The 12,381-nt window shown below is 68.4% G+C and carries 8 protein-coding genes and 1 other RNA gene; 4 read left to right on the top strand and 5 right to left on the bottom strand.

Annotated elements, in window-relative coordinates:
- Nucleotides 1-149: 149 nt before the first annotated feature.
- The 3 genes from rnpB to rsmI all read right to left on the bottom strand — a co-directional run bounded on the left by rnpB (nt 150) and on the right by rsmI (nt 2,326).
- An RNA gene (gene rnpB / locus AC3WTC_RS15460) (RNase P RNA component class A) lies at nt 150-501 on the bottom strand.
- Between the two features lie 115 nt (nt 502-616).
- Nucleotides 617-1,405, bottom strand: coding sequence for a PDZ domain-containing protein (locus AC3WTC_RS15455; RefSeq protein WP_032974904.1), 789 nt, complete (start codon nt 1,403-1,405; stop codon nt 617-619).
- A gap of 102 nt (nt 1,406-1,507) precedes the next feature.
- Nucleotides 1,508-2,326 (bottom strand): 16S rRNA (cytidine(1402)-2'-O)-methyltransferase, encoded by an 819-nt coding sequence (rsmI, locus tag AC3WTC_RS15450; RefSeq protein WP_025876607.1) that lies wholly within the window; start codon nt 2,324-2,326, stop codon nt 1,508-1,510.
- 81 nt (nt 2,327-2,407) lie between these two features.
- Between rsmI and AC3WTC_RS15445 the strand changes: the two genes are divergently transcribed.
- From AC3WTC_RS15445 to AC3WTC_RS15430, 4 genes are all read left to right on the top strand, one after another.
- A complete protein-coding gene (locus AC3WTC_RS15445) occupies nt 2,408-4,129 on the top strand; it encodes a penicillin-binding protein activator (RefSeq protein WP_032974902.1) in 1,722 nt (573 codons plus the stop codon).
- A complete protein-coding gene (locus AC3WTC_RS15440; protein ID WP_025876611.1) occupies nt 4,119-4,487 on the top strand; it encodes a YraN family protein in 369 nt (122 codons plus the stop codon). The genes AC3WTC_RS15445 and AC3WTC_RS15440 overlap by 11 nt, the downstream gene beginning before the upstream one ends.
- A gap of 110 nt (nt 4,488-4,597) precedes the next feature.
- On the top strand, nt 4,598-5,242 hold the full coding sequence (locus AC3WTC_RS15435; protein WP_492711846.1) for a metal-dependent hydrolase: 645 nt from the start codon (nt 4,598-4,600) through the stop codon (nt 5,240-5,242).
- Nucleotides 5,239-6,624, top strand: coding sequence for an FAD-binding oxidoreductase (locus tag AC3WTC_RS15430; RefSeq protein WP_492711844.1), 1,386 nt, complete (start codon nt 5,239-5,241; stop codon nt 6,622-6,624). Before AC3WTC_RS15435 ends, AC3WTC_RS15430 begins: the two co-directional genes overlap by 4 nt.
- Before the next feature lie 97 nt (nt 6,625-6,721).
- Here AC3WTC_RS15430 and AC3WTC_RS15425 read toward each other — a convergent pair whose 3' ends face one another.
- Nucleotides 6,722-8,743, bottom strand: a complete 2,022-nt coding sequence (locus tag AC3WTC_RS15425; protein WP_492711842.1) for an acyltransferase family protein — start codon at nt 8,741-8,743, stop codon at nt 6,722-6,724.
- Between the two features lie 195 nt (nt 8,744-8,938).
- Nucleotides 8,939-12,175: an autotransporter family protein gene (locus AC3WTC_RS15420; RefSeq protein ID WP_492711840.1), complete on the bottom strand. Its 3,237-nt coding sequence runs from the start codon at nt 12,173-12,175 to the stop codon at nt 8,939-8,941.
- Nucleotides 12,176-12,381 lie beyond the last annotated feature (206 nt).

Here is a 12,381-nt window from a genome sequence, read left to right as displayed (position 1 = left end):
CCCCCCCCCCCCCCCCCCCCCCCCCCCCCCCCCCCCCCCCCCCCCCCCCCCCCCCCCCCCCCCCCCCCCCACTACCAGGTCCACACACCCTGCGTGGAGGGCGATAGGTAGATCCACGCCATGCGCGGATGGACGTGGATGGAATGAAGGGGCGGAGCCGGCCGATAAGCCGGGTTCTGTCGTGGACAGTCATTCCTCTAGGCGTTACGTCGCCGCAACGCTCAAGCAACCTACCCGGATCCAACGCGGGCCGCGCCAATGGATCCCTATTTGGTCTTGCTCCAGGTGGGGTTTGCCGTACCGGTCTGTTGCCAGACTCGCGGTGCGCTCTTACCGCACCATTTCACCCTTACCGGCCTTCCGAAGAAGACGTAGGCGGTATCTTTCTGTTGCACTTTCCGTCGGCTTGCGCCGCCCAGGCGTTACCTGGCACCTTGCCCTATGGAGCCCGGACTTTCCTCGGCACCCCCGAAGGGATGACGCGACTGTCTGGCCGACTCCGCCGCGCGCATTCTAGCGTACGCGGGCCCGCCCTGCCGGTTTGATTGCGGCGTGCGGTTCATCTGCCCCAGCAGTAGAGCCACGCCACGCGTGGCTGCACACCGCACCTGCAGGCTCAACGCGCCAGCAGCGCCGCCCGCGATTGGAGCACCAGCGCGATATCCAGCTCCTGCGACGAGGCGCCGGTTGCCAGATCCAGCACCGTGCGGCGCACCTTCAGCTGGATGCGATCCCCGGGCGCGTACGCGCGAAGGACCTGTTCGATGCCGTAGGTCGTCGCCACGGCGGTGCCCTGCACCGACAGCACCTCGTCATTTGCCTTCAGGCCGGCCCGCTCGGCGTTGCTGCCGTTGAGCACGTGATTGACCAGCGTCCCTCCCGCCATCCCCAACCCCAGCACGGGCCGCAACGCGTCGGCGCGATCATCGACGGCACCGTTGGCCGAGCGCGACATCTCGGTGTGGGCGAGCAGGCGCCCCGCCATACGTTCATCGAAATGCGGGGCCTGCATGGCAAACGCGCCACATTCCAGCACGCCACGCAGCGGCGGCTGCTTGTAGCTGCCGTGCAGCGCCTCGCGCAGCCGCGTCCACTGGCGCGCACTTACATACCGGTGCTGGCTGGCCGCCATCTGCTGGTAGGCCTGCTCGATCGCTTCGCGCGCAGCGGGGTCCACCTGCGGGCAGCCCTCGGCCAGGTCCACGGCCTCCCGTGCGGCGGTGTAGATGACGATCGCGTGGTTGCCTTCCACATACGGGCCCTGCCGCAACTGCACCAGGCCAGGATCGAACAGCTCATAGCCGGTGAAGCCACGCCCCAGATCCGATGGATCGATCTCCTCGCCCGCCCACGCGTGGGCGGAAACGACCAGAGCCAACACCAGTGAAAGTCCTTTTGCCGACATCGTCCTCATCCTTGTCCAGGGCCACTTCATCCACGCATGGCGTGGATCTACTGCATTCCGGGGTGTTTTCATCCACGCATGGCGTGGATCTCCTTCACCCACTCAACTGCCGTACAACGCCTTGCGCGGTGCGCCGGTCAACTCGGCCGCCAGCTTGGCCGCGGTCGACGGTGGCAGGTGCTCGCTCAGCTTGGCGTAGACGTGCCGGCCATGTGCCAGCTGCGCCTCGGCATCGTCACCGGCGCCCTGCACCATCACCACGAACTCGCCCTTGCGCTGGTTGTCATCGGCTTCCACCTGCGCCAGCAACCCGGCCAGGTCGCCATCCAGCACGGTCTCGAACAGCTTGGTCAGCTCGCGCGCGAGCACGGCCGGGCGCTCGCCGCCAAAGATCGCCGCCATGTCGGCCAACGACTCGGTGATGCGGTGCGAGGATTCGTAGAACACCATCGTGCGCACTTCGCCGGCCAGCCCCTGCAGGCGGTCGCGGCGGCCGCTGGCCTTGGCCGGCAGGAATCCCTCGAAACTGAAGCGGTCGCTGGGCAGGCCGGCCACGCTCAGCGCAGCGATGGCCGCGCAGGCGCCGGGAATCGGGCTGACCTTGATGCCGGCAGCACGCGCGGCACGCACCAGCCGGAAGCCCGGATCGCTGACCAGCGGGGTGCCGGCATCGCTGACCAGCGCCAGCGACTCGCCCGCCTGCAGCCGCGCCACCAGGCGCTGGGCCAGGGCCTCTTCGTTGTGTTCGTGCAGGGCCACCAGCGGCTGCTGGATGCCGAAATGGGACAGCAGCTGGCCACTGCGGCGGGTGTCCTCGGCGCAGATGGCCGCCACCGAACGCAATACCTCCTGCGCGCGCGGGCTCAGATCGGCCAGGTTGCCGATCGGCGTGGCGACGACATACAGGGTTGGGACACTCATTTCAGCGGTACTCACGGGGCAAGGGTAGAATCCTAGCGTGTACCTGGCCAAGGCCGCTGCCCTCATCGCATGGACCCGATCATGAACAAGCCCGCCGCACGCATCTCTGCCCTGTCGCTGTCGTTGATGCTGCTGGCCGGTTGTGCCACCACCAGCCTCGTCAGCACGCCCGAATCGCCGGCCCAGAGCCAGGCGCTGGCGCTGATTGAACAAGGCAAGCCGCGCGACGCCGCCCTGCAACTGGAAGCGCTGGCCGCGACCCTGCGTGGCGGCGCCCGCAGCAACGCACTGGCCGATGCGGCCTGGGCCTGGCACCTGGCCGGCGACAGCGCGCGCGCGCGCAGCCTGCTGGGCCAGGTGACCGCCCGCCAGCTGACCGGCGCCAGCCTGCAGCGTTACCAGCTGGCCAGCGCCGAGCTGGCGCTGGCCGACAAGCAGCCGGCGCAGGCACTGGCCCTGCTGAAGGATCATGCCGACAACGTGCACCCGAGCCTGCGCACGCGCTGGTCACTGGCCCGCGCCAGTGCCCTGCAGGCCACCGGCGATGCCTTTGGCGCCGCCACCGAACGCGCCCGTGCGCATGCAGGCCTGACCGGCACCGCGCGCAGCGAGAACCAGGCCGCCATCTCCGGCCTGCTCGGCACCCTCGACGATGCCACCCTGCGCAGCCGCGCCGCCGCCTTGCCGGCCAATGACCCGCTGTACAACTTTGCAGGCCGTGCGCTGATCGCCCGTGGCCTGCCGCTGCCGCGCCCGTTCGATCGCGATGGCGCTGCCCAGTTCGACACCAGCAAGCGCCCGCCGGCGATGAGCGATGGCTACCGCCCGCCGGCCAAGCTGGCCGTGCTGCTGCCGCTCAGTGGTCGCCTGGCCACCGCCGCACAACCGGTGCGCGATGGCCTGCTCAGCGCCTACTACGGTGAAACCCGCCGTCGTCCGGAGGTGAACTTCTTCGACACCGCCGGTACCCCGGCCGGTGCGCTGGCCGCGTATGACAAGGCCGTGGCGTCCGGCGCCGACTTCGTGGTCGGTCCGCTCGGCCGCGACGAGGTGGATGCCGTGTACGGCCGCCAGCAGCTGCCGGTACCGGTGCTCGGCCTGAACCGCGGCAAGGATGCACCGCCCGCTGGCAGCGCCGGTTTCTCGCTGGCACCGGAAGACGACGGCATCGTCGCCGCCGAATACATGCGTGGCCGCGAGCGCAGCAAGGCGCTGGTGATCAACAGCAGCGACGACACCGGCCGTCGCGCCGCAGCCGCCTTCGCCCAGCGCTTTGCCCAGCGCGGCGGCAGCGTCGCCGCCACCATCGCCATCAGCGAAACGGTGGGGGATGTCAGCGCGCAGGTGCGCAACGCCGGCGCGGTCGATGCCGTGTTCCTGGCCGTACGTGCACCGCAGGCCCGCCTGCTGGCCCCGCAGCTGGCGCTGGCCGGTGCCGGTGGTGCCACCCGCGTGGGTACCTCGCAGCTGACCACCGGCAGTGGCAAGGTCGAAGAAGACGTGGCGCTGGACGGCATCATCTACCCGAACGAAGCCTGGAACGTGCGCAGCGTGTCCGGCGTGCCGTCCGCTGCCCAGGTCGCGCAGACCCTGCCCAGCGCGCGCGGCGCCGCCAGCCGCCTGTTCGCCTTCGGCGCCGATGCGTGGAAGATCAGCGCCTACCTGGACAAGCTGGCCACCGAAGGCGGCCTGGACGGCGCCACCGGCACGCTGTACCTGGACAGCAACGGCAACATCCTGCGCCAGCCGGCATGGTCGACCTTCAGCGGTGGCCGGCCGATGCCGATCGCCGGTGGTCGCTGAGCACCTGCAACGTGGCTCGGCGGTGGAAGCCGCCGCCGAGCAGCATCTGCAGCAGGCCGGGTTGCGGCCGCGCGCACGCAACGTGCGTTATCGCGGTGGTGAACTGGACCTGGTGATGGATGACGCCGGCACCGTGGTGTTCGTGGAAGTGCGCTACCGCGCGCGACAGGACTTCGGTGGCGGCGCGGCCTCGGTCGATCCGCGCAAATGCCGGCGCCTGATCCACGCGGCACAGCTGTACCTGCAGGAACACCCCGCCGTGGCCAACGCGCCCTGCCGCTTCGACGTGGTTGAAGCTACGGGCGAACCACCGCAGCTGCACTGGCTGCGCGATGCGTTCCGGTTGGATGATTGCTGATGGCTACCGTCCGCTCTGGTAGAGGCCGACCTTGGTCGGCGCTCCTGTGCCAACCAAGGTTGGCACCTACCAGAGCGCAGCCTGGCCGGCACTACCACGGTGCGTGACTGATGCCGTCGATCATCACCCACGCGGCGGTGCCACTGGCGTTGTGGTGCGCTGCTGATCGCGGCCGCATTCCGCCGCGCCTGCTGTGCGCGGGCGTGATCGCGGCGATGCTGCCCGACGCCGATGTACTCGCGTTTGCCCTGCACATTCCCTACGCCGATGCGTTCGGCCATCGCGGGGCCAGCCACTCGTTGCTGTTCGCCTGCGTGCTGGCGGCGTTGGCGGCGGTGTTGGCGCTCTTTGGTAGCCGCCGACCTGGGTCGGCGCCGCTCAGCTCCGGTAGTCGCCAACCTTGGTTGGCGGTGCTGTGCCAACCAAGGTTGGCACCTACCACGGCAAAGCCAACCTCGGCATCTACCGTACAAGCGGCGGCGTTTGTGTTCGTCTGCGCCGCCAGCCATCCGCTGCTGGATGCGTTGACCTCCGGCGGCCTTGGCGTCGCGCTGGCCTGGCCCTGGAGCGAACACCGCTTCTTCGCACCCTGGCGGCCGATCCGCGTGTCGCCGTTCGCGCCGCAGTTCTTCAGCGCGCGCGGCCTGGCCACCCTGCTGTCGGAACTGCGCTGGGTGTGGCTGCCGCTGGCCGGCGCTGTCATCGCCTGGAAACTGATTCACCCCGCCCCTGCTGCCCCACGAGATCTGTCATGAGTACTGCCCTGCCCTCCGCATTGGTTGCCGAACTGTCCGCCCTGCTGGGCAGCGACGGCTGGCGCATGGATGACGGCGCACTGGAGGCGAACGCACAGGACAACTCGTGGCGCCACCAGCGCCCGGCTGCGGTGGCACTGCCGGCCGACATCGAACAGGTGCAGGCGCTGGTGCGTGCCTGCCGCGCGCATGGCGTGGCCCTGGTCGCGCGCGGTGCGGGCACCGGCACCACCGGCGCCGCCGTGCCAGTGCCCGGCAGCATCGTGCTGTCGTTCACCCGCATGGATCGCATCCTCGAGATCCGCGCCGGTGACCGCTGCGCCGTGGTGCAGCCGGGCGTACTCAACGGAACGCTGCAGCAGGCACTGGCACCGCACGGCCTGTTCTGGGCACCGGACCCGTCCAGCGCCGAGATCTGCAGCATCGGCGGCAACCTCGCCTGCAATGCCGGTGGTCCGCGCGCGGTGAAGTACGGCACCAGCCGCGACAACGTGCTGGGCCTGGTAGCAGTGACAGGTACCGGCGAGGTGATCCGCTGTGGCGGCGCCTACACCAAGGACGCCACCGGCTACGACCTGACCCATCTGCTGGTGGGCAGCGAAGGCACGCTGGCGCTGATCGTCGAGGCCACGCTGAAGCTGACCCCGCTGCCGGTCAGCCAGGCCGGGCTGCGTGTGCTGTACCGCGATGCCGACGCGGCCGCCTCTGCCGTCTCGCGGCTGATGTCGCAGCCGGTCGTTCCCACGCGCTTGGAATTCATGGACGCACGCAGCCTGGAGCTGCTGCGCCTCAACGGTGCCGACGTACCCGACGCAGGCGCGATGCTGCTGGTCGAGGCCGATGGCGACCACGACACCCTGCCCTACCTGCTGCAGGCATTGGCGACCGCCGCCGAAGGTGACGGCATGATCGCACTGGACGTGGCAATGGAAGGCCGCGCGCGCGACCAGCTGTGGGCCGCACGCAAGGCCTTGTCACCGGCGCTGCGCAGCGTCGCCCCGGGCAAGATCAACGAAGACGTGGTGGTACCGGTATCGCGCATCCCCGATCTGGTAGCCGGCGTGCAGGTACTGGCCCGCGACTATTCGCTGACCATCGTCACCTTCGGCCATGCCGGCAACGGCAACCTGCACGTCAACATCCTGTACCACCCGGACGATGCCGAGGAGAACGCACGCGCGCATGCCGCGCTGCCGAAGATCTTCGAACTGACGCTGGCGCTGGGTGGCACGCTGTCGGGCGAACACGGCATCGGCCTGGCCAAGCGTGATTTCATGGCGAAGGCGTTCACCGCGGAAACGCTGGCGGCGATGCGCGCGATCAAGGCCGCGCTGGATCCGGATGGCATCCTCAACCCGGGCAAGGTGCTGCCGCCGGCATAGGCCGCGGAGGGCGGTAGAGCCGAGCCATGCTCGGCTCGCCGCGTTCCGCGCGGGCTTGCGCGAGCGGAACGGAGAGCAGCCAAGCGCGGGCCCGGCGCTACAGTGGATTGTCGCCCGCAATATCGATCAGCGTCTGCCGGAAGCTGGGCAACAGCACGCGGTTGCCATGGCCGCTCAGGTGATCGTTGTCGAAGAACAGCGGTTCACCGTCCTGCACCGCCGAGCAGGTATCCGGCCCGCACAGCAGCGGCAGCGGATCCCACACGGTCAATGACGGGTAACGCGCGGCCAGCTCGGCCAGCAGTGCCATCTGCGGCGCACGCAGCCTCTGCAGATCCGCGCGCGACATGCTCAGGCCACCGGCGCACGCCGGATTTCTACGGTTGAACCAGTCCGAGCAGCGGTAGGCCCCGGCCTTGAACAGCGGCAGCGGTGCATCGATGACCACGTGCACGCCCAACCGCTGCAGGCGGCCCAGCACACGCTCGGCTTCATCATGTGCCGCCTGCGCATGCGCGGGCGTGCGTTCGGCCAGCAACTGCCGATAAATCTGCTGTGCGTCCTGTTGCTGCCAATCGAACCCACGCAGCTCCGGCATGCGCAGCGCCGCCAGCAACACGATGTCACCCGGGCGCGCGTCGCGTTCAATGGCCGACAGGCTGTCCTCGATGAAGTCCTGGCAGTCGGCCGGGCTGGCACGCAGCAGATTGACGAAGCTGCAGCCGCCACGATCCTCCTGGCGGATCTCCATCCCGGTCTGTCGCGCGACCATGCTGGTCATCGTGCGGTAGGCCGCCGCATGCGAGTCGCCCACAACAAACAGGCGTCGCCCTTCAAGCGCCGGTGCGCCCACCGGCTCCAGCGGTCGCCACGCCGGGTAGCGACGCGCCTGCCATGCGTAGCCATCACGGGTGACGCTGAGCGAGATCTGCTCGTGGTACTCCACCGTCGCCCAGGCACCGGCGCCGCACAGCGCCACCACCGGCAGCGCCATCGCCAGCACCTTCGCCGGCGCCAGCCGCAACAGCGGCCGGGCGCTGCGCAGCGGACGTTCAATGTAATGATAGGAAGCGGCCGACACGGCCAGCAGCAGCACCGGATACAGCCACAGCGCAGCGCCCTGCAGCCCGTAGGTCCAGCGCAGCAGCACCAGCAGTGGCCAATGCCACAGGTACAGCGAATACGACAGGCGCCCCAGGTACGACAGCGGTGCCCAGCCCAGGGCGCGGCCGACCCGCGATTGGCCATGCCCGGCTACCGCCGCCAACAGCAACAGGGTGCCGACCACCGTGGCCAGCACACCCGGCACCGGCATCGCCAGTTGCGGCGCGACAAGTACGCCCGCCAGCAGCAGGGCCAGGCCGGACAGTGCGAGCGCATCCCCGCGCTTGCCGGGACCGCGCGTGCTCATCCACTGGTACAACAGCGCACCGGCCGCCAGTTCCCAGAACCGCGACGGCAGCAGGTAGAACGCCGACGCCGGGTCCGTCTGCGCCTGCCAGGCCGCCCACGCCAGCGACAGCACCGTGAGCGCCGGCAACAGCACACGCGACCACGGCCAGCGGTCGCGGCCGCGCAACCAGACGAAGAACAGCAGCGGGAACACCAGGTAGAACTGCTCCTCCACGCCCAGCGTCCAGGTGTGCAGGAACGGATTGAGTTCGGCGCCGGGCGAGAAGTAGTCATCCTGCTGGCCGGCCAGTACCACGTTGCTGAAACCCACCAGCGCCGCCCAGCCGGTCTGGTCGAACTGCTCGTTGCGCCAGGCGCGGGGAATGAACAGCGCCGACAGCACGAAGGTGGCCATCAGCATCACCAGCAGCGCCGGCAACAGGCGCAGCACGCGACGCCGGTAGAAATCGAGCAGCAGCGCGCCCAGTGGCATGCCTGCACGCGCAGCCAGCGATTGGCTGATCACGAAGCCGGAGACCACGAAGAACAGGTCCACCCCGGTGAAACCACCGGGCAGCCACGCCGCGTTCGCATGGAAGACGATGACGGCCAGCACGGCCAGTGCACGCAGGCCATCGATGGCAGCGTTGTGGGAGCGTTCGGGGTGAGGCATGCGGGCGACCGTCAGCGAGCGATCGGGCAGCATGGCCAGCGCTGGCGCAGTCATTCAATGGACAATCGCGACAGACGCGGACATTGTTCATGTCCCGTCCCTGCTCGCCGCAGTTGTAGAGCCGAGCCATGCTCGGCTGCTCTTCGTTCAGATCGCGATGAGCCGAGCGTAGGCTCGGCTCTACAGCAGCAGCCAGGGGTCAGAGCCCATTGCCGTGGCAATGGGATCCGACCCCCGCTGCACGCCCGCTTACCAAGCCATACGCAGGCCCACCTGGCCGCCCACGTTGCGGTAAGCATGGTCGCCGCGCTGCACGCTCACGCCGCCCCATGCACCCCAGCGCTGTCCCAGCTTCAACTCGGCACCGGCCTGCACCTCGTAGCGGTTGCGCGGCACATCCGCGCCCAGCGTGTCACCGTTGAACTGCAACGCGCTGGTGCCGCTGCCACGCAGCCAGTTCACGCCCAGGTAGGGCTGCACCACACTGCCCGCCGCAGTGCCGCCACCGAACACGCGCACGCCCACGCGTCCCTTCAGGCCACCGGCATCGGCACGATCGATCACCGTGCCGTTGTGCTCCACATGACGATCGGCGCGGAACTCCGCGTACGACAATTGCAGCTGCGGCTGAAGGTACAGCTGGCTCGACGCCCCCTGCCAGACGCTGAAGGTGTAACCCGCCTCCAACGACGTGCTGATCGTGCGCGAATCGTACTGCTCCGGCTCCAGGCCGATGCCCTGCACCCGGTTGTCGAAACGGCCGTACTGCAGGTTTGCATCGATGTAGGCACCCTGCGTACCCTCGGCATCCTGCATCCAGGTGCCATAAACCCCCATCGCAGTCCCACGCACGCGGCCGGTAGCGGTGTAGCCGGTCAGATCCGAAACGACGCGGTTGTCGGTGCGGCCACTGCCCAGCATCACCCCGAAGGCGGCGCTGCCCCGACGCAACAGATCACTGCCGATCTGCAGTACCGACGTATTGCCGTCCACCGACAGCTGACCACCCACCGCGGTGAAATCTGCATTGCTGCGGCCTGCGCGCGCCCACGCAGTGCGCTCGCTGCCGATGGCGCCGGTGCGCTCATGCATGCGGTGGGCAAACATGTTGATGGCGGCCGACTGATTGGCAAGATAGGCACCTGCCTCGGGGCGCAGCACAGGCGGCGGCCGGATCGGGTCCACCGGCCCCACGCCCTCGCCACCGTCCCCGCCCTCACCCGGGTCCGGGCCCGGGCCCGGATCCACCGCACAGCCCGGCGCCGCCGGATCGTCCTGGCACACATCGAACCATTCCGAGCGCAGGTACCAGTTGCCGTCAGACGGATCGGCCAGGCCGCCCTGGAACAGGAAGTACTCGTACGAACCTCCCACCGCGCGGCCGGCCAGCGCGTAGCGCGCCAGTGATGCTCCGTCCACTTCGATCAGCTGGATGCCGTCCACCGTAGGTGCGCCCGCACCGCCGATGTTGTTGACCACGATGCTTGCATCACCCGAGGTATCCCCCTGCACATGCAGCTGATCAATTGCGCTGTCATCACCGCCCAGCGCGCCCTGGAACAGGAACGTCGCGCCCTCGCTGTGCAGGTCACCGCCCACGGTAAGCGTGTTGAAGCGGCCGCTGCCGTCGGACAACGCCAGCCCGCTGTTGAGCAGCTGCAGTTCACCCACCGTGGCGTCACCGACCAGCGTCCACTGGCTGCCGCTTTCGATCGCCATCGTCTGCACCAGATCCGACGAACCTTGCCACAGCGAGCCGCCGGCCAAACGCACATGCACATCGGACTGTGGCACCAAGCCGGCGTCCTCGTCCTCGGGCGTGATGACGATGTCGCCGACCATCTGCGAGCCGCCTTGGAGCACCACGTCGAAGCGCCCTGCCACCGCCGCATCCAGCGCCAGGCCGATGCCGTTGCCGCCGGATACCAGTGCGCCGTTGGCCAGGGTCAGGCCCGGGTCACGGCTGCCGCGTACCCACACCCCGCCGTGCTGCTGGCTGATCAGCGCGCTGCCGTCGATCCGCAGGCTACCGCCCTCAACGATGGCCGCGGCCCAGGCGCCCTCGCCTTCGGTGATCACCTGCGTGGCTGTAAGGGTCAGCTCACCCCGTCCATCTGCCAGTACCCCGTGTGCCTTCTGCCCACGTGTGCGCACCACGCTGTCCGTCAGGTGCACACTACCGCCTTTGCGCGCGGTGGCACCGTAGGCACTCTCACCCTCGGTCACTGCTTCAATACGCGTTGCCGTGATGGTCGGCGCCGTAGCGTTGTTGCCAAACGTGTGCAGCGCATGAGCATACATGCCCGTGGTGTGCAGGGTGGTCTCGCTTAGCGTGGCAGCACCCTCGGTCACACCGACGGCCGGATTCTGGTCGCCGCCGGTGGTGATCGCAGAGGCGTGCACGTCCACCCTGCTGTTGCCCTGCACCGAAACACCCCACCCGTTGCGTACATGCAGCGTTGAATTTTCCACCCATGCTTCGCCACCGGCCATGCCAAGATCAATCCCGCTCTTCTCTGCCTCAAGCCGGCTGTTGCGCATTTCCAGCGAAGAGCCCGTGCGCAGGCCGATGCCCCAGGTTCCGTCCATCACCACATCATCCAGCAGCAGCGAGCCACCACCGCCTGTGGCGAAGCTGACGACACTAGCGTTGTCACCTGCCGCGTGGATCCGCCCGCCGCGGAACTCCACATCGCCCCCCACGAGCAATCCTGCGCCCGAACGCTCGTGGGTGAGATTGATATCCACGTTCTGCAGCAACAGCTGGCTGCCCAGGCCGCTGGAAACACCCGATGCGCCCGCTGCGGTTCCATTGATCTGCACATCGCGCAATGTCGCGCGCGCGTTGCCAGCGAAATCAAGCGTCACCGCGCTCCCCGAGGTGTTCTGTTCCAGCCGGACCCGCTCGGCCAGCAGGGTACCGTCGCTGACGACCAGTCCGCTGGCACTGTTGTGCGTCTCGATCACGCTGTCACGCAGCTGCACATCGCCACCGCGTACTGACACCCCATGCCCGAGTCCACCGCGGGTGATGATATGGAGGTTGCTGGCCTCCAGCGCGCCACCTTCAAGGCCGACACCGACGCTGGCCTGGCCTTCGGTCTCGATGCGGGTACCGGTCAACACGGCAGAACCCCCACTGGCAATCGAAACGCCCGCAGCACCGTAGCCGGTGGTGACGATGCTGCCACCCGTCAAGGCAACATGGCTGCCTGCGCCTTCAACGCGTACAGCGGCGGCACGCATTCCTCCAGTGCGCAGATTCACTTCGCCAACGGGCACGATCGTGCCGCCATTGAGTGCGTGGAATACATGCCCAGCCGGGTTGCCTGGCTCCACCGGCTCACTGGTCTGGTAATCGCCTGCTGCCGGCGTCTGATCATCGCCATCGGCAATGACCTGCTGCGCAAGTGCAGGCAGGGACGTGCAGAGAATCATGGCCAGCGCGATCGGCAGTGCGCGGCGCGGCGGAAGCGAGGGGGACATGGGGTATCTCCTGGGAACGGCGGCCCATGCTCCACGTACAGCCTACGTACGGATATCGAATGCGTTGCAGATGGAGTGCGGCGCTGGGCCACCGGGGTATCTGCCGGATGAACCGCGCGCAGGGCTAAGCGAGCTTTGCAACTATTTGCATGGGCGGCACGACGCGCGCAGTGGAGACTTGAGGCCAATAAAGACAGATGGCTTCG

The organism is Stenotrophomonas sp. FW305-C-20-S1, from assembly GCF_058783335.1.
This window is presented reverse-complemented; position numbering and strand designations above follow the sequence as displayed.

What these genes read in the sequence shown, in the direction of transcription:
- AC3WTC_RS15455 (WP_032974904.1), bottom strand. Translation starts at nt 1,405, where the DNA reads ATGTCGGCAAAAGGACTTTCACTGGTGTTGGCTCTGGTCGTTTCCGCC.
- rsmI (WP_025876607.1), bottom strand. Translation starts at nt 2,326, where the DNA reads ATGAGTGTCCCAACCCTGTATGTCGTCGCCACGCCGATCGGCAACCTG.
- AC3WTC_RS15445 (WP_032974902.1), top strand. Translation starts at nt 2,408, where the DNA reads ATGAACAAGCCCGCCGCACGCATCTCTGCCCTGTCGCTGTCGTTGATG.
- AC3WTC_RS15435 (WP_492711846.1), top strand. Translation starts at nt 4,598, where the DNA reads ATGCCGTCGATCATCACCCACGCGGCGGTGCCACTGGCGTTGTGGTGC.
- AC3WTC_RS15430 (WP_492711844.1), top strand. Translation starts at nt 5,239, where the DNA reads ATGAGTACTGCCCTGCCCTCCGCATTGGTTGCCGAACTGTCCGCCCTG.
- AC3WTC_RS15425 (WP_492711842.1), bottom strand. Translation starts at nt 8,743, where the DNA reads ATGACTGCGCCAGCGCTGGCCATGCTGCCCGATCGCTCGCTGACGGTC.
- AC3WTC_RS15420 (WP_492711840.1), bottom strand. Translation starts at nt 12,175, where the DNA reads ATGTCCCCCTCGCTTCCGCCGCGCCGCGCACTGCCGATCGCGCTGGCC.